Source organism: Neorhizobium sp. R1-B (genome assembly GCF_004368875.1).
In the GTDB taxonomy this organism is placed as follows: Bacteria; Pseudomonadota; Alphaproteobacteria; order Rhizobiales; family Rhizobiaceae; genus Neorhizobium; species Neorhizobium huautlense.
Map to the genome: position 1 here is coordinate 122153 of NZ_SOEM01000009.1, position 17479 is coordinate 139631.

At 60.4% G+C, this 17479-nt stretch carries 14 protein-coding genes and 1 pseudogene; 9 read left to right on the forward strand and 6 right to left on the reverse strand.

The annotated features are described in order from the left end of the window. Window positions 1-13: 13 nt before the first annotated feature. Together EDE05_RS14705 and EDE05_RS14710 are read right to left on the reverse strand one after the other, a co-directional pair. The gene (locus tag EDE05_RS14705; RefSeq protein ID WP_112800072.1) at window positions 14-1288 is read right to left on the reverse strand and encodes an FAD-binding oxidoreductase; all 1275 of its coding nucleotides are present in this window, start codon (window positions 1286-1288) and stop codon (window positions 14-16) included. A gap of 17 nt (window positions 1289-1305) precedes the next feature. Further along, a complete protein-coding gene (locus EDE05_RS14710) occupies window positions 1306-1974 on the reverse strand; it encodes a haloacid dehalogenase type II (protein ID WP_112800074.1) in 669 nt (222 codons plus the stop codon). Window positions 1975-2299: 325 nt separating this feature from the next. On the opposite strand from EDE05_RS14710, the gene EDE05_RS14715 reads away from it, so the two are divergent. The 7 genes from EDE05_RS14715 (at window position 2300) to EDE05_RS14745 (ending at window position 10744) form a co-directional block, all read left to right on the forward strand. Further along, the gene (locus tag EDE05_RS14715; RefSeq protein WP_134101820.1) at window positions 2300-3136 is read left to right on the forward strand and encodes a GNAT family N-acetyltransferase; all 837 of its coding nucleotides are present in this window, start codon (window positions 2300-2302) and stop codon (window positions 3134-3136) included. 14 nt (window positions 3137-3150) lie between these two features. Further along, entirely contained in the window at window positions 3151-4527 is a 1377-nt protein-coding gene (locus EDE05_RS14720) for an aspartate aminotransferase family protein (protein ID WP_134101823.1), read from the forward strand. Window positions 4528-4768: 241 nt separating this feature from the next. Next, complete coding sequence (locus EDE05_RS14725) at window positions 4769-5485, forward strand: HAD-IA family hydrolase (RefSeq protein WP_166675467.1); 717 nt, start codon at window positions 4769-4771, stop codon at window positions 5483-5485. Between the two features lie 79 nt (window positions 5486-5564). Continuing rightward, complete coding sequence (locus EDE05_RS14730) at window positions 5565-7172, forward strand: ABC transporter substrate-binding protein (protein WP_134101829.1); 1608 nt, start codon at window positions 5565-5567, stop codon at window positions 7170-7172. Window positions 7173-7292: 120 nt separating this feature from the next. Beyond that, a complete protein-coding gene (locus EDE05_RS14735) occupies window positions 7293-8243 on the forward strand; it encodes an ABC transporter permease (protein WP_134101832.1) in 951 nt (316 codons plus the stop codon). Between the two features lie 2 nt (window positions 8244-8245). After that, window positions 8246-9088, forward strand: coding sequence for an ABC transporter permease (locus EDE05_RS14740; RefSeq protein WP_134101836.1), 843 nt, complete (start codon window positions 8246-8248; stop codon window positions 9086-9088). Then, a complete protein-coding gene (locus tag EDE05_RS14745) occupies window positions 9089-10744 on the forward strand; it encodes an ABC transporter ATP-binding protein (protein WP_134101839.1) in 1656 nt (551 codons plus the stop codon). 41 nt (window positions 10745-10785) lie between these two features. Here EDE05_RS14745 and EDE05_RS14750 read toward each other — a convergent pair whose 3' ends face one another. Beyond that, window positions 10786-11262, reverse strand: a complete 477-nt coding sequence (locus tag EDE05_RS14750; RefSeq protein WP_105372329.1) for an Lrp/AsnC family transcriptional regulator — start codon at window positions 11260-11262, stop codon at window positions 10786-10788. A 245-nt stretch (window positions 11263-11507) separates the two neighbouring features. On the opposite strand from EDE05_RS14750, the pseudogene EDE05_RS14755 reads away from it, so the two are divergent. Both EDE05_RS14755 and EDE05_RS14760 read left to right on the forward strand, forming a co-directional pair. Next, window positions 11508-12832: pseudogene (locus tag EDE05_RS14755) on the forward strand (FAD-binding oxidoreductase). Window positions 12833-12891: 59 nt separating this feature from the next. Next, window positions 12892-13797, forward strand: coding sequence for a LysR family transcriptional regulator (locus EDE05_RS14760; protein WP_112800086.1), 906 nt, complete (start codon window positions 12892-12894; stop codon window positions 13795-13797). A gap of 9 nt (window positions 13798-13806) precedes the next feature. Here EDE05_RS14760 and EDE05_RS14765 read toward each other — a convergent pair whose 3' ends face one another. Genes EDE05_RS14765 through EDE05_RS14775 form a run of 3 tightly spaced genes read right to left on the reverse strand, consistent with a single transcriptional unit; the run spans window position 13807 to window position 17479 of the window. After that, the gene (locus EDE05_RS14765; protein WP_134101842.1) at window positions 13807-15174 is read right to left on the reverse strand and encodes an FAD/NAD(P)-binding oxidoreductase; all 1368 of its coding nucleotides are present in this window, start codon (window positions 15172-15174) and stop codon (window positions 13807-13809) included. Then, complete coding sequence (locus EDE05_RS14770) at window positions 15171-15494, reverse strand: (2Fe-2S)-binding protein (protein ID WP_105372325.1); 324 nt, start codon at window positions 15492-15494, stop codon at window positions 15171-15173. Before EDE05_RS14770 ends, EDE05_RS14765 begins: the two co-directional genes overlap by 4 nt. Next, entirely contained in the window at window positions 15491-17479 is a 1989-nt protein-coding gene (locus EDE05_RS14775) for a hydantoinase B/oxoprolinase family protein (protein WP_134101845.1), read from the reverse strand. The genes EDE05_RS14770 and EDE05_RS14775 overlap by 4 nt, the downstream gene beginning before the upstream one ends.

A 17479-nucleotide genomic window follows, 5' to 3' on the forward strand; every position in this document is an offset into this window, starting at 1 on the left:
AGAAGGAGACGTCTTACTGGATCTTGTCCAGCATCTTGTAATACATGCCGACGAAAGGCAGGAACCATGGTTTGCCAAAATGGCCGGGGACTGCCGGCCATTCCAGCCCCTTGACCGGATTTCTGTCCGGCCGGCCGAGGATCGCATCGGCGATCGTCATTCCGAGATGAGTGGACAGCTGGGCACCATGACCGGAATATCCCATCGCGTACCATAGGCCGTCGTGGAAACCTGCACGCGGATAACGGTCCTTGGTGATATCCACCAGACCACCCCAGCAGTAGTCGATTTCGACACGGGCAAGCTGCGGGAAGATCCGGGTCAGGCTTTCACGCAGGATGGCGCCGCTCCTTGCGTCCGAACGCTGGTCCGACGTTGCCGAGAAGCGTGCCCGACCACCGAAAATCAGCCGGTTATCCGGCGAAAGACGCCAGTAGTTGCCGATATTCATGCTGTTGACGCAGGTCCGGTTGCCCGGCATCGTCGCGGCGATTTCCTGATCGGTCAGCGGCCGAGTGGCAATGATGAAACTGCCAACGGCCATGATGCGGCGGCGGAAATAGCCGAAATTCGGCGTCGTATAGGCGCCACTCGCCATCAGTACGCTGTCGGCAGTGACAATTCCGTTGGCCGTCTTGAGCACATTGCGGCCGCCCGACTTCGAAATATCGGTGACGGTTGCCTTCTCGACAATGAGGGCACCGCGACGCTTTGCAGCTTCCGCGAGGCCGACGACATAACGCCCCATATGCATCATGGCGCTCTTTTTGGACAGCATGGCGCCGTGGAAAGGCGAGCCGATCTCGCTTTTCAAGTCGTCGGGCGACAGCAAGGCCGTATCCGGATCGACTTCCGCATGAACTGCTGCAAAATTCTTCGCAAGCCCCTCGAAATGCTGGGGCTTGGAGGCAAGTTTCAGCTTGCCGGCACGGCGGAAATTGCAGTCGATGCCTTCCTCGGCGATGATCGCTTCCAGCGTGTCAATGGAAGCGTCCAGCGCCTTGTAGAGGGCGATCGCCCGCTCCTTGCCAAGCTCCTGCTTGGCCGAGAGGTAGCTGTGGGCGAGACCATTGTTCAGATGACCACCGTTGCGGCCGGAGGCGCCGTAACCCACCGTTTCCGCCTCCAGCACGATGACCTTGGCGCCGGCCATGGCGAGCTGCCTTGCTGCGCCAAGCCCGGTGAAGCCGCCGCCGACCACGGCAACATCGTAGTGACCTTCGATCGGGCCCTCCACGGCGCCTACAAAACGAGGCGCCGTATCATGCCAATAGGAGACGTATTTCATCGGCTCTCGCCTTTCCGTTAGAGGCCGACCACGCCTTGCAGGCCGGAAATGTCGGCGATTTCTGTATAACCATAGAAAGGGTTGGCCGGCTCATGGCCGCGGTTGACCCAGACCTTGTTCTTGATCCCGAGATCGTGCGCAGACATCAGATCGTAACGGAAGGACGAGGAGCAATGAAGGATATCTTCGGGGCCACAGCCAAGCATGTCGAACATGTATTCGAAGGCCTGGAAGCGCGGCTTGTAGGCATTGGCCTGCTGCGCCGTATAAACGGCGTGGAAAGGTGCGCCGAGCCTGGCGACGTTGGACGGGATCTGGTCGTCCATGGCGTTCGACAGGATGACGAGCGGGATTTCCTTGGCTACTTTGGCGAGACCTGCCGGAACATCGGCATGCGGACCCCAGGTCGGTACACGCTCATAGACCATCTTGGCGTCCTCGTCCTTGAAGGAAACGCCGTTTGCCTTGCAGCTGCGCTCCAGCGAGTTGTAGACGACGTCCGCATAGGGTTTCCAGTCACCCATGATCTCGTCCAGCCGATAGGCGGCAAAATTCTTGATGAACTTCTGCATGGCCGGCTCTGCGAGACGGTCACCGTAAAGATCGCGGGCAGCTTCGGCCATCTGGAAGTTGATAAGCGTGCCGTGGCAATCGAAGGTGATATATTTCGGGCGGAATGTCGTCATGCGCTTCGTCCTTGCGTGATGGGCCCTCGAGCCTTTCGGTTGATGACACGATCATAAGACCGCCTCCGGCATCATCGCCGACTGATTTGCCGGAATCCGAAGCAGAAAGTTCCGTATCACGGCGCTCGTTTGGCATTTGTTTGCGTATCGCGCCGTTTCCTATGGCCGTCTGAGGGAGGTGTTCCTGTCTTGCCGGCCATCGCACGGCATAAGATGCGGTCCCGCCCTGATGCTTTGGCGAAAGATACCGCCGCCGACACCGCCTTCGGATAAACGTCCGGCCTCTTCGCCTCGAAACTTGAAGCGGAAACGGAGAATATCTTCCATGCAGGCCGGTGCGATCGAAACCAGAGCTTTTGAAGTGGAACACGTGGATGGCGCGGTGCAGTTGTCGCAGCAAGCGGGTTGGCCGCATCGGATCGAGGATTGGCGGGTTGCGCAGCATCTGAGCCAAGGTGTCGTGGCTGTTGACGATACCGGCAAGGTCGTTGGCACCGCCTTGATGACCCCCTATGGAAAAGACTACGCTACGATCAATATGGTCATCGTCGACGCCAGCCTGCGCGGCCACGGTCTTGGGCGGCGGCTGATGGACGAGGCGGTGAACCTCGGAGGTGAGCGAGCTCTTCGACTTATCGCCACGGCGGACGGCCTGCCGCTCTACGAGAAAATCGGATTTCGCGAGACCGGGCAGGTATTCCAGCATCAGGGGGCCGTGGGCCAAGTTTCGGCACCGGCTGAGACTGAGGCGGCAACAGCAGCCGACCTGCTTGCGATAAGGACCATGGATCGGGATGCCTTCGGAGCAGACCGTTCCTCACTGATGACGAAGCTTGCCGAGATCGGCGAGTTTGCCGTCATTCGCCGCGACAGCAGGATCTGGGGCTTTGGCTGCATCCGAACCTTCGGCCGCGGTCAGGTCGTGGGGCCTATCGTTGCCACCACTCTCGAGGATGCGAAAGCCCTCGTCGCACATTTCATGAGCAGCAGGACCGGCGCGTTTCTCAGGGTCGACACCAGCAATGCCGACCTTGCCTCCTGGCTTTCAGAACATTCGCTCGCTCATGTCGGCGGCGGCGTCGCCATGGCGCGTCCTGCTGCAGCACGCCCAAGGACCTCGACCTTCACCACTTTCGCACTGGCCAACCAGGCCTTCGGCTGATCCGGAGAACATCAATGCTCAGCAATTCGCTTATCGAACTCGATCGCGCCCATCTGGTTCATCCCGTCTCGTCATTTCGCGGCCATGAACAGCAAGGCGTACGGGTTTTGACCTCCGCTAAGGGCGCAACCGTCACCGACGCGCAGGGGCGCCAGCTGGTCGACGGTTTTGCCGGCCTCTGGTGCGTCAATGCGGGTTACGGCCACGATTCCATTGTCGAAGCTGCGGCGCGTCAGATGCGCGAGCTTCCCTATGCGACCGCCTATTTCGGTATGGGTTCACAATCAGCCATCCGGCTTGCGGCAGAACTTGCAGAACGGGCGCCGGGCGATCTGGACCACGTCTACTTCACGCTCGGCGGCTCGGATGCCGTCGACAGCACGGTCCGTTTCATCCGCTACTATTGGTTTGCAAAAGGTCAGCCGCAACGCGATCAGTTCATTTCGGTCGAACAGGGGTATCACGGTTCGTCGACCGTCGGTGCAGGCCTGACCGCCCTGCCGAATTTCCATGCCGGCTTCGGCATTCCCTTCGACTGGCAGCACAAGATTCCGTCACCCTACCCTTACCGAAACCCGGTCGGCCAGGATCCGCAGACGATCATCAATGCTTCGCTTGCTGCACTGAAGGCTAAAATCGAAGAGGTCGGCGCAGATCGTATCGCCGCCTTCTACATGGAGCCTATCCAGGGATCCGGCGGCGTCATCGTCCCGCCCAAGGGCTGGATGAAGGCCATCCGCAATCTCTGCACGGAATATGGCATCCTGTTCGTGGCTGACGAAGTGATCACCGGATTCGGCCGCACCGGGCCACTATTTGCCTGCACCGAAGACGACGTTGTTCCTGATTTCATGACGACGGCCAAGGGCCTGACCTCGGGTTATGTGCCGATGGGCGCCGTGTTCATGGCCGACCATGTCTACCAGGTGATCGCCGATGGCGCCGGCGCTTCGGCGGTCGGCCACGGCTACACTTATTCGGCTCATCCGGTCAGCGCAGCCGTCGGTCTGGAAGTTTTGAAGCTTTACGAGGGCGGATTGCTGGAAAACGGCGTCAAGGCCGGAGCGCGGCTAATGGCAGGTCTCGAAAGCCTGAAGGACCACCCTCTTGTCGGCGAGGTGCGCGGTCGCGGCATGTTGGCGGCAGTCGAACTTGTGACCGACAAGGCCGCCAAGACGCCGCTTCCGGCCGAAGCCGCACCAGCCCGCCGGGTCTTCGACCGTGCCTGGAACAATGGTCTGATCATCCGTGCCTTTGCCAATGGTATCCTCGGTTACGCGCCACCACTCTGCTGCACGGAAGCCGATATCGACGCGATCATAGAGCGAACAAAGAAGACGCTGGACCAGACGCTGGAAGATTCAGATGTCCGCAAGGCGGTGAAGGCCTGATTTCCTGCCCCGGTGCTGCTGGCCGAAATATCGCCGGCAGCCCGATTTCGAAATTTTGTGCCGGTCCACCTACCCGATTCGGCGAAAACCGTTCCGCCGAACTGTCAGTATTCTCTCTAATAAGACCTTAAAGCCCGAAAAAAACGGGATTTTTGATAAAAGAAACCAGGGTCCGGAACAGCATATTCTTTCGCTCGCGCTCCATGGAGTCGCATGGCGATATCAACTGGGGAATATGGAATTGACGAAATCTCTACCCGAATTCAAGTACATGAGCTTCGACGTGGTCGGCACGCTGATCGATTTCGAAGGCGGTCTCACGACGTGCCTGCAAGCGATCGCCGCTGAAGCGAGTGTGACGATCGACAGCGAAGAGGCGCTTTCCCTCTATCGCGCCGCCCGTTATTCCGAAAAGGCCGACCTTTTCCCCGACGATCTGGTGCGTGTCTATCTCGCGATTGCGCCGAAGCTCGGCCTGCCGGGGGAAGAAGCCAATGGCATTCGCCTCAAGGAATCGGCCAAGGCCTGGAAGGCGTTCCCGGACAGTGCGGCCGCCATGGCCGAACTTGCAAAGAACTACCGCCTGATCGCGATGACGAATGCGCGCCGCTGGGCTTTCGACTACTTTTCGGCAGCGCTCGGCAATCCGTTTTATGCCGCTTTTACGGCCGATGATACCGGCACAGAAAAGCCCAATCCGGCCTTCTTCCACCAGGTGTTTGACTTCGTTGCCAAGGACGGCGGTGACAAGGCCGATATCCTGCATGTCGCCCAGAGCCAGTATCACGACATCGGTGTTTCCCGCGAACTCGGCATGACCAATTGCTGGATCGAGCGCCGACACGCGCAGAAGGGCTATGGCGGCACGATCGAACCGGTGCAGTTCACCAAGCCTGACTATCACTTCACCTCCATGGCCGGCCTGGCCGAAGCTGTGAGGACTGCCCGCGGGAACTGAATGAATTCGAGACTTTCAAACCATCGGGCCAAACCACTGAAGATGGGTTGCCCGCCAACCAGCGAAAAAGGGGAATGACATGAACGACAAGATCACGAACTGGACCGCGTCGGACGACGCTATGATCGAGAATGCCATTCGCCGGGGCGCAAGCCGCCGTGAACTGTTGACGATGATGTTGGCAGGCGGTGTCGCGGCTTCCATGGGCGGCCTCATCCTCGGCCGCGCCTCGAACGCAGTGGCTGCAACCCCGAAATCCGGCGGCAATCTCAAGGCGGCCGGCTGGTCGTCTTCCACTGCCGATACGCTCGACCCGGCCAAGGCATCGCTATCGACCGATTATGTCCGTTGCTGCGCCCTCTACAACCGCCTGACCTTTCTTGATCAGGCCGGCACAGTGCAGATGGAACTTGCCGAAAGCGTCAAGAGCGGCGATGCCAAGGTCTGGACCGTCAAGCTGCGCTCCGGCGTCACCTTCCACGACGGCAAGCAACTGACGGCCAAGGACGTCGTCTTCTCACTGAAGCGGCATCTCGATCCGGCCGTCGGCTCCAAGGTTAACGCAATTGCCAAGCAGATCACCGAGGTCAAGGATCTCGATTCCCTGACGGTCGAGATCACGCTCGCCAACCCGAATGCCGACCTGCCGACCATCCTGTCGCAGCATCATTTCATGATCGTCCAGGACGGCACGACAGACTTTTCAAAGGGTATCGGCACCGGTGCCTTCAAGATGGAAACCTTCCAGCCGGGCGTGAAGTCGATCTTTACCAAGAACCCGAATTACTTCAAGGGCGGCGCGCATGTGGACTCGTTTGAGTTCTTTGCCATCAGCGACGATAATGCCCGCGTCAACGCACTGCTCTCCGGTGACATCCATCTTGCTGCATCGATCAAGCCGCGCTCGATGAAGCTCGTCGAAAGCCAACCGGGCTTTGCCCTATCGCAGACCACGTCGGGCAACTATACCGACCTCAACATCCGTCTCGACCTTGCGCCGGGCGACAAGGCCGACTTCGTTACCGGCATGAAATACCTGATCAACCGCCAGCAAATCCAGAAGTCGGTCTTGCGCGGCCTTGCCGAAATCGCAAACGACCAGCCGGTTTCTCCGGCCAGCCACTATCACAATGCCGACCTGAAGCCTAAGGGCTACGATCCGGACAAGGCAAAGTTCCATTTCCAGAAGGCAGGCCTCATCGGTCAATCAATTCCGATGATCACTTCGGAGGCCCCGACCTCGGCTGTGGAAATGGCGACCATCGTCCAGCAGTCCGGTTCCGAGATCGGCATGAAGTTCGACGTCCAGCGCGTACCGTCCGATGGCTACTGGTCGAACTACTGGCTGAAGGCGCCGGTTCACTTTGGCAACATCAACCCGCGTCCGACGCCGGACATCCTTTTCTCGCTCCTCTACGCGTCCAACGCGCCGTGGAACGAAAGCCAGTACAAGTCGGAAAAATTCGATAAGATGCTGGTCGAAGCACGCGGCCTTCTCGACGAGAACAAGCGCAAGGAGATCTACAACCAGATGCAGGTGATGATTTCCGAAGAAGCCGGCACCGTCATCCCGGTCTACATATCGAACGTGGATGCGATATCGGCAAAACTGAAGGGCCTTGAGGCCAATCCGCTTGGCGGCATGATGGGTTATGCCTTCGCCGAATATGTCTGGCTCGACGCCTGAGGCTGATGCCTGGCGGCAGGGGACGTTTCCCTTGCCGCCAAGACTGCGCCTGACGACGCCAGACCGGTTCGTCCGGAAAGGGCGCTGGCATTCTTGAACTTTTCAGGCAGGGAAACTCCATTGCGCACCTATATCCTCGGACTCATCACCAACAGGCTCGGCAGCGCCGCCCTTACTCTGCTGATCGTCTCCTTCGCGGTCTTTTTCGCTACGGCCATGCTGCCGGGCGATACTGCAACGATCCTGCTCGGCCAGGCTGCGACGCCTGAAGCCGTTGCCGGTCTCAGAGCCGCCATGCACCTGGATGAGCCCGCCTTTTTCCGTTTCGCGCGCTGGCTCTTTGGCCTGCTGCAGGGCGATCTCGGAACCTCCTATGTCAACAATGTCCCGGTGGCGGAGCTGATCGGCGCGCGTTTCGTCAACACGATGCGCCTTGCCGGTATCGTCACGCTGTTTGCCGTCCCCCTGTCCCTGACGCTCGGCATCACGGCGGCCATGTTCCGCGGTTCTGTGTACGACCGCGTTGTTACGGTTCTGACGATCGGCGTCATCTCGGTGCCGGAATTCATGATCGCGACCTCGGCAGTGCTTCTGTTTTCCGTCTATCTGAAATGGCTGCCGGCCCTCTCTTTCACAACCGATGTGGCCTCCTTCTGGCAGGTGTTGAAGATCTACGCCATGCCGGTTATCACGCTGACCTTCGTCGTTTCAGCCCAGATGATCCGCATGACCCGCGCTGCGGTCATCGATACGATCAACACACCCTATGTTGAGGCCGCTATCCTCAAGGGCGCGTCGCGCCGGCGCGCTGTCCTGGTTCACGCCCTTCCGAACGCGGTCGGCCCGATCGCCAATGCGATCGCGCTCTCGCTCTCCTATCTCGTCGGCGGCGTCATCATCGTTGAGACGATCTTCAACTATCCCGGCATTGCCAAGCTGATGGTCGACGGTGTTTCCACGCGCGACCTGCCGCTGATCCAATCGTGTGCCATCATCTTCTGTGTCGGTTATCTCGCCCTTATCACCTTTGCCGATATCGTTGCAATCCTGGCCAATCCGAGGGTGCGCTGATCATGACCACATCCACGACCATGCCCCGCGGTGCCAGATACCGGTTCAGCTGGATCGGAATGATCGGTTTTGCCATCATTCTCTTCTGGGCAATCATCGCCTTCCTGGCCCCGCATATCATCCCCTATCCGGTGGGCGAGATCGTCGATGAGGACTATTTCGGCCCGATGAGCAGCAAGGTCCTGCTCGGCTCCGACTATCTCGGCCGTGACATGCTTTCCCGCATCATCATGGGCGCCCGCTATACGGTCGGCATCTCGCTTGCCGCCGTCTGCCTCGCCTGTTTTTCCGGTGCGGCACTCGGCATGGCGGCTGCCGTGATCGGCGGCTGGTTTGACACGATACTGAGCCGGTTCCTCGATGCGCTCAATTCCATTCCGAGCAAGCTGTCGGGCCTCGTGATCGCTGCCGCGGTCGGGTCGTCGTTGCCCGTGCTGATCATCATGCTGGGCGTGATCTATATTCCCGGTGCTTATCGTTTTGCCCGGGCGCTCGCCGTCAACGTCAACACGATGGACTATATTACCGTCGCCCGCACCCGGGGTGAGGGCATTCCTTATGTCGTCTTTTCGGAAATCCTGCCGAATATCATCGGCCCGCTTCTGGCTGATTTCGGTATCCGTTTCGTATTCATCGTCCTGCTTCTTTCCGGTCTCTCCTTCCTCGGGCTCGGTGTGCAGCCACCCTATGCGGACTGGGGCGCGCTGGTTCACGAAAATATCGGAGGCCTGCCTTTTGGCGCACCCGCGGTCATCGTTCCATCACTCGCCATTGCGAGCCTCACCATCAGCGTCAACCTGCTGATCGATAATCTGCCCAAGAAGATCAGAGATCGGAGCGCGTGAATGGAAAATCTCGTCGAAATCCGAAATCTCAAGGTGGAGGCAACGACCGATTCAGGCCGCAGCATCGACATTATCAAGGGTGTCGATATCGACATCGCGCCGGGAGAAATCGTCGCCCTGATCGGCGAAAGCGGATCGGGCAAGACGACGATCGCCTTGACGATCATGGGCTACGCTCGCCCCGGCTGCAAGATAACGGGCGGCAGTGTCACGGTTGCCGGCAAGGACATGGTGGCGCTCAGCGAACGCCAGCGCGCCAATGTCCGTGGTCTCGAAGTCTCCTATGTGCCGCAATCGGCGGCCGCCGCCTTCAATCCTTCCAAGCGCATCATCGAGCAGGTGATCGAGGTCACCCGCATTCACCAGCTGATGCCGCCGGCAGAGGCGCGCGAGAAGGCGGTCTCGCTGTTCAGGGCGCTGTCACTGCCAGATCCGGACGAGATCGGCAGCCGCTACCCGCATCAAGTTTCCGGTGGCCAGCTGCAACGTCTTGCTGCCGCGATGGCGCTGATCTCGGATCCGAAACTCGTCATTTTCGACGAGCCGACCACGGCGCTTGACGTCACGACCCAGATCGAAGTGCTACGTGCCTTCAAGGCAGTAATGAAGAAGAGCGGCATCGCCGGCGTCTACGTATCCCACGACCTCGCCGTCGTTGCCCAGATCGCCGATCGTATCGTCGTCTTGCGCGGTGGTGAGGTTCAGGAAGTCGCCGGCACCAACGATATCTTGGCCGATGCCAAGCACCCCTATACGCGTGAGCTGCTCTCGGCCTTCGAACCAAAACCGCGGGCCGGAAGCATTGTTGCTGCTCTCGAACGCAAGCCGCTCCTGCAGGTCGATGGCCTGATTGCCGGTTACGGCCCGGTTCAGGCCGATGGCCTGCCGCTCGTGAAGGCGGTGCAGGAAGCAAGCCTTTCGCTCGAGCGTGGCCGCAATCTCGGAATCATCGGCGAATCCGGCTGCGGCAAGTCTACACTTGCCCGCTCGATTGCCGGGATACTGCCGGCCTCTGCCGGTCAGCTGACGCTCGATGGACGCAAACTTGCTCCTTCGGCCCGCCAGAGAAGCCGCGAACAGTTGCGCGAGCTACAGATCGTTTTTCAACATGCTGATACATCCCTCAATCCGGCAAAGTCGATTGAGGAAATCCTCGGACGGCCGCTGAAGTTTTATCACGGCATGAAAGGCAAGGCGCGCGACACGCGGATCGACCAGCTCATGGATATGGTGCGCCTGCCGAAGGCGCTGCGCAGCCGCACACCGGCCGAGCTTTCAGGCGGACAGAAACAGCGCGTCAACTTTGCCCGCGCCCTCGCCGCCGAGCCGAAACTGATCGTCTGCGACGAGATCACCTCTGCCCTTGATACGGTCGTGGCGGCTGCCGTGATCGATCTCCTGAAGGAAATGCAGCGGGAGCTTTCGCTGTCCTACATCTTCATCAGCCATGATCTGTCGGTCGTGGAAGCAATCTGCGACGAGATCGTCGTGATGTATAACGGCCGCAAGATCGAAGAGATCACGCCGGCAATTTCGAAAGTGCCGCAGCATCCCTATTCGAAACTGCTGTTTTCATCCGTTCCGAAACTCGATTCCGGCTGGCTCGACCGGCTGGAACGCGATCCCGAACTGGTCAAGACCTACGTACGGGGCTGAGGCAATGCGGGCTGCCTCACGTTTCTGCCAGACAAGAGATGTCAGACCAGGAACAGGCTGGTCAGCGGCATATGCGCCTTGACGATCGGCGACTTCAAAACCACGAAGCTGAAATACTTGTCGATGCCGATATCCATGTCAGTCAGGCGTTCCATGATCGTCTGATATTCGCCAATTCCCGCGGTGACGAATTTGAGCATGTAGTCGTAACCGCCCGAAACCAAGTGGCATTCGATCACCTGATCGACCCGTTCCACCGCCGCAAGAAAGCGCGCAAAATCAATCTGCCGGTGGTTCTTGAGGGTGACTTCGGTAAAAACGGTGAGGGTCTGGCCCAGCTTGCCGATGTTGATCTGGGCCGAATACCCCTCGATATACCCCTCCTGCTGCAGCTTCTTGACACGCATCAGGCAGGGGCTCGGCGACAGGTTGACCAGCTCGGCCAGCTCGACATTGGTGATACGGCCATTCTTCTGCAATTCGTAGAGGATCTTGATGTCGATGCGATCGAGCTTCACGTCTGGACACCTTTCGCGCTATCCGGCAATCGCAGCATTTTATGCTGCTGATTTCCAGGATCAATTTTAACACCTTGGCTTTTCTTGTCTATTTCATTCTGCAAAAAGATCATCGGCACAATAAGCTGCATCCTAAACGGCGCGCAGAATCTTGTGCTGTTCGGCTGAAATGTGCGGTCACCACCGCGCAGACTGCAGCGCTATGTTGCGATATCGATCGAGTTGCGCCGAGGAGATTGGTCGTCATGCCAGCACCGCTCACGTTCATGAAAACTGATGGCGAATTGCCGCACTCCGCTGACGCGGTCGTCATCGGAGCCGGCATCGTCGGCGTCTTCACGGCCTATTATCTCGTCAGACGCGGCTGAAGGTCGCGCTGATCGAGAAGGGACGTGTCGGCGCCGAGCAATCGAGCCGCAACTGGGGCTGGTGCCGTCAGCAGAACCGCGACGCGCGCGAACTCCCGATGGCGACGAAAAGCCTCGATCTCTGGGAAAGCTTTGCCGCTGAAAGCGGCGAGGACACCGGCTTTCGGCGTTGCGGCCTGCTTTATCTCAGCGACAGCGAGGAGGAGCTGGCAGGCTGGGCGCGCTGGCGTGATTTTGCCCGAACGGTTGGCGTCACCACCCACATGCTCGACAGCGCCGAGGCAAGCGAACGCGGCAAGGCGACCCGCCGAATCTGGAAGGGTGGCGTCTTCTCGCCGACCGACGGAACGGCGGACCCCGCCAGTGCCGCTCCCGCCGTCGCCCGTGCGGTCGTGAAGCTTGGCGGAACCGTGTTGCAGAACTGCGCCGCGCGCGGCATCGAAATGGAAAGCGGCAGGCTGACGGCGATCGTTACCGAACATGGTACGATCAGGACCAAGGTCGCGATCCTTTCGGGCGGCGCTTGGGCGTCCTCTTTCTGCCGCCAGCTCGGCATTCGGTTTCCCCAGGCGTCCACCCGCTCCTCCATTCTCTCTATCGGTCCCGGTGAAGGCGATTTGCCGGATGCCCTGCATACAGCACGTGTTTCGGTGACGCGGCGCGGCGACGGCGGCCATACGCTTGCCATCAGCGGCCGTGGCCGGGTCGATGTGACCGCCCAGAACATGCGTTTTGCAACGCAGTTTCTGCCGATGTTCATGCGCCGTTGGCGCAGCCTTTCTCCAGGCGGGCTCGAAGGCATACGCAGCGGCCATGAAAGCCTTGCCCGGTGGCGGCTCGATCGCCCGACGCCAATGGAACATATGCGCATCCTCGACCCCGCCGTTGATGCTGGCACGATCAAGCTGACCTATGACCGTGCCGTTGAACTTCTGCCGGCAATCGGCAAGCGGCGCATCACAGCAAGTTGGGCCGGGTATATCGATTCCACACCAGACGGCGTTCCGGCCATCGGCGAAGTGGCAAGCGTTCCCGGCTTCATCCTTGCTGCCGGTTTCAGTGGCCACGGCTTTGGCATTGGCCCGGGCGCCGGTCACCTCATCGCCGACATCGTTACCGCCAGCACCCCGATCGTCGATCCGATCCCCTATCACCCGAAGCGGTTCGAAACCTCGTCATGGGGAAAGGTCGCCGACTTCTGAATCGTCCCGTCGCGCGATAAGATGTCTAAAACCCCAGTCACGCATTCAAAGGATTTTCAATGCAGGCACGCCAGCTCGAAGTCTTTTGCATGCTGATGCGAACCGGAACGGTGACCGGCGCCGCCGCATTGCTGAACATATCGCAGCCGGCGCTCAGCCAGATCCTTCTGCATGCCGAGGATCAACTGGGTTTCAAGCTTTTCAACCGCGTGCGCGGCAAGCTGGTTCCGACGCGGGAAGCCGAGGAGCTTTATCCGGAATGCGAACGCATCTTTTCCGAGCTCAGCGCCCTTCGCCGCCGCACGACGGACATGCGCTTCGGCCGTACCGGGCTGATCCGGGTCGCGGCTTCCGCGCCGCCAGCCATGTCGATCGTGCCGAAGGCGCTGGTCGCGTTTCGCGCCTCCCATCCGGACATCGTCGTCCGATCGCTGATCGCACCGCTCGTCAATGTCGTCGACATGATCCGCGACGGCGATGCGCCGCTCGGCATTGTCATGAACAATTTCGCCCGGCCCGGCATCGACGTTGAGACGCTCGGGCACGCGGAACTGATCTGCATCATTCCCGAACATCACCGGCTTGCCGAACTGGAACAAATCGGTTTTGCCGATCTTCAGAACGAGATGTTGATCTCCTACCGCGCCGGCACGCTTCCCGGCCGATTGCTGGTGAGCGCCGCGGCTGCCGAAAAACAGATCTTCAATCCGGCGATCGAGATCGATATTTCCATCACCGCCCTGCCCTTCGTCCGCGACGGTTTCGGTGTCGCCATTGTCGATGGACTTCTGCCCTGGGAACAATTCGCGGGCCTCGTCCGGCGCCCGCTTCAGCAGAAGATTTCCGTGCCGATCGCGTTGCTGACTAGCCGAGACCGACCGCTCACGGGAAGTCATATTGCCATGCGTGACAATCTGCGAGAGGCCTGTGCCGCGGTTTTGAATGCTGGCAATACCACCACCTGAGCCGGCTGGTCAGGCCTCGCGAACCCAGTCACCGATAGGCAGCGGCCTGACAGGCGCCTGTTCGCGCAACCGACCCGCATCGCAGACCTTTAAACCGGCCTTTTCGGCAATCAGCTCGACGCTGGCAAGCTGGCAGTAACGCCCCTGACAGCGCCCCATACCGACACGCGCAAGTGATTTGACCCGATTGGCTTCGGCACCGCCATAGACGACGCTTTCACGCAACTGACCGGCGGTCACACCTTCACAGCGACAGACAACGGTCTCGTCGGGAACGGCGCGGACGATATCACGCGGCCAGGGAAAGGCGCGGGCCATGGCGCGGGCGAAACGCTCGAGCCGCTCCAGCCGGCGCAAGTCCGGTCGCGCATCCGGGAAGGGCCAACCCATATCCGCAAGGCAGGCGATCGCGGCGAGACGGCCGGTGACCTCCGCACCATCGGCGCCGAGGATTCTCAGCCCATCGCCAGCAAGATAGAGCCTTTCGCCCGCCCGCCCCATGCGATCGGTGCGGGGCAGCCATTGCAACCAGCTTTCGTCATAGTCGAACGAGCAGCCGGCCAGACCCGCCAGCTGGGTTTCGGCACGCAGATGCCAGCCAAGACCCACCACGTCGCAGGACGCGACACGGCTTTTGCCGCGGGCATCGCGCCAGTGCATGGCGACAGGGCCCCGCTCATCGGTCTCGATCCGCTCCAGCGTCACACCGGCATGGTAAAGCCGGCCGAGCTTCGACCGCATCAAGATGCCCCTCAAAACCAGGGTGGGCCTCGCCAGCATGCCAGGCAATCCCGACACTTGGTTCCGAGACGAGGATGTGTCGAGGACTGCCGCGATATTCGCGCCAGCCTTCAGCAGCTGGGTGGCGATCAGCGTGAGCAATGGCCCCGAACCGGCAAGGACGGTCTGGCCACCAAGCGCGATCCCCTGTGCCTTCAGCGCGATCTGCGTTGCACCGAGGCTATAAACGCCTGGCGACTGCCAGCCAGGAACGGGCGCTAGGCGGTCCATGGCGCCGGTTGCAAGGATCAGGCGGGAATACGTGAAGTCCTGGCGTCCGGCAGGTGTCAGTGCCTGCAGAAGATTGCCTGCCGTCGAAAGCACGGAGCTTTGGGGGTGATAGTCGATCGCTCCGACCGCGACCATGCGGTCGAACAGGGAGTGGAGTGCGACGGCCTTGTGGGCTTCCGATCCGTAAAGCTGCTTCGGCGATCTCGTAAAACCCTCTGGCGACCGACGATAGATCTGGCCGCCGCCCTTGAGCCCCTCATCGATGACGACGGGTCTTATCCCCGCCTGAACCAGAACCTCGGCGGCGCGGATACCCGCGGGACCGGCGCCGACGATAACCACCTTTTCTCCGCTCCCGTCGGTCATGGCCAGATCTCCGGAGGCGCGGTTCGCAATTGCATGCCTTCGGCAATCAGGGTCGAACAGGCCCGAAGCCGCCGACCATCCTCCTGCCAGAGCCAGCAGTCCTGGCAGGCTCCCATCAGACAGAAGCCGGCCCGTTTTTCCGGCCCGAACTCCGATTGCCGCACGGCAGGTGCGGAGACGAGCACCGCGGTCAGCACCGTGTCCCCGGAAAGCGCCTTACAATCGACACCGTCCAGTCTGAACCGGACCTGCGGCCTGCCCTTTTCGGCAAGGCGCCTTATTCGCCCTGCAGGCCGGGCAGATTGCAATCCGGATGTCATTCCGCAGCCTCTTTCCGCTCGACGACGGGTTCCGGCATATCCTTGAAGCGTGCCTGGACATCCGCAAACGCCGCCGCCACGCCGTCTGCTCCGACACGACCCTTCATCCGGCGAAAGATCTCCGTCTTGGTGAAGAAGCGCCAGTGAATCGGAAGGCCCTGCAGGATTTCGGTCAGCAGATCATAGGCTTCTCGAGTCCATTGTGCCTCATATCCATCGCGCTCGGGGCCATAGTGGAAATGCTCATCCGGCACCGCGCGGGCGGCCCTCAGCTTTTCCGTTCCCGCCTCGTCCACCACGCCATCCTTGATGACAACGCCATAGTCACGTTCGGCAGCCTCGGCCGAGACGTAACCGCGAGCGACATCTTGTGCCACGCGCCAGACTTCGCGTTCGATCGGATTGCCGCGTCCACCGCCACCGGCAGACCGGATTTCCAGCACATCGCCGGGCTGCAGGATGGCGGTGTCGATATTGCCAAGCCGCTTGAATTCGTTGCTGCCGGGGTTCAGCACCATGTCGGAAAGGCCCGCCGCTTTGCCACCCAGTGTGCCCCAGGGGCGGAAGAAGCTGCGATCGCGGTTGCGGGCGGTGATGCGGCTATCCGGTGAAAAGACCCGGAAGGCCATTTCGGTTGCGAGACCACCGCGCCAGCGCCCCGCACCGCCGCTATCCCTGGCGAGCCCATATTTGACGAACTCGATCGGCACTTCCGTTTCAGTGATCTCTATCGGCGTGTTTTTGAGATAAGCCGCATCGGCGCCGGAACCATTGGTGCCGTCCCCATAGGGCATGCCTCCACCGCCGCCGACCACGGGATTGACTGCGGCGATAACCGTTCGGCCATTGCGTTCATCCGTTGTCATCACGTTGACGATGCAATTGTTGCCGGCCGGCGCTGCCGGCAACCTATCGGGCACCGCCTGATTGAAGGCGCCGAAGACGACGGAGCGAAGACGCGCGCAGGTGAGCGAGCGCATACCAACGGCTGCCGGCGCAATTGGGTTCAGCACGCTGCCCTTCGGTGTGATGCAGGTGAATGGCCGCGTCAGGCCGGTATTGAGCAGGATCTTCGGATTGAGCGTGTAGAGAATGTAATAGACACCGACCAGAAGCATGGTATGGCGCGGGTCGCCACCGGAGGGAACGTTGAGAGAGGAGCCGAGCTGCGGATCCGAGCCCGTGAAATCGAGGATTGCCTCGTCACCGCGGATCGTCAGCGTCAACTTCAGCCGGCAAGGATTGGCCTCGACGGAATCCTCGTCGGCATAATCGACGAATTCCCAGGTACCGTCCGGCATCGAGCGCAGAATATTGCGCGCTTGCGCCTCGGCATGGTCTAGCAAGACCTCGGTGCCTTCGAGAAAGACTTGCTTGCCAAATTTCTCGACCATAGCGAGGATCTTGCGTTCGCCCGTGTTGAGCGCCCCGACGAGAGCCTTCATGTCGCCGATATTGAGGTCGGGCTTGCGGACATTGGTCGTCATGATCCTCAGGATCTGCTCGTCGAAGACGCCTTCGTTGACCAGTTTCATCGGCGGAAATCGGATACCTTCCTGATGAACTTCCGTCAGTGCCCGCGATAGCGAGGCGGGCACGGCGCCGCCCATGTCGGTATTGTGGATATGGCCGCCCGTCCAGGCGATGATCTCGCCCTCGTAGAAGACCGGCTTCCAGAGATGCGTGTCCGGCGCATGGGTGGCGACGAAGCAGGAATAGGGATCGTTGGTGAAGGCGACGTCGCCGGGCTTGTAATCGGCGATCATGTCGATCGCACGGGTATAGGTGAGGCCAGGATACCATGTGGCGCCAAGCCCCATCGGTACGCCAAAAGTCTCGCCCTTGCGGTTGACGAGCATGACAGTGAAATCCTCCGTCTCCTTGACGAAGGCTGAATGGGCCGTACGCTGCAGCGTATAGGCCATGTTTTCGGCAGCAGCACGGGTGTGGTTGGCGAACACCTGAAGGTTCAAGGGATCGAACAT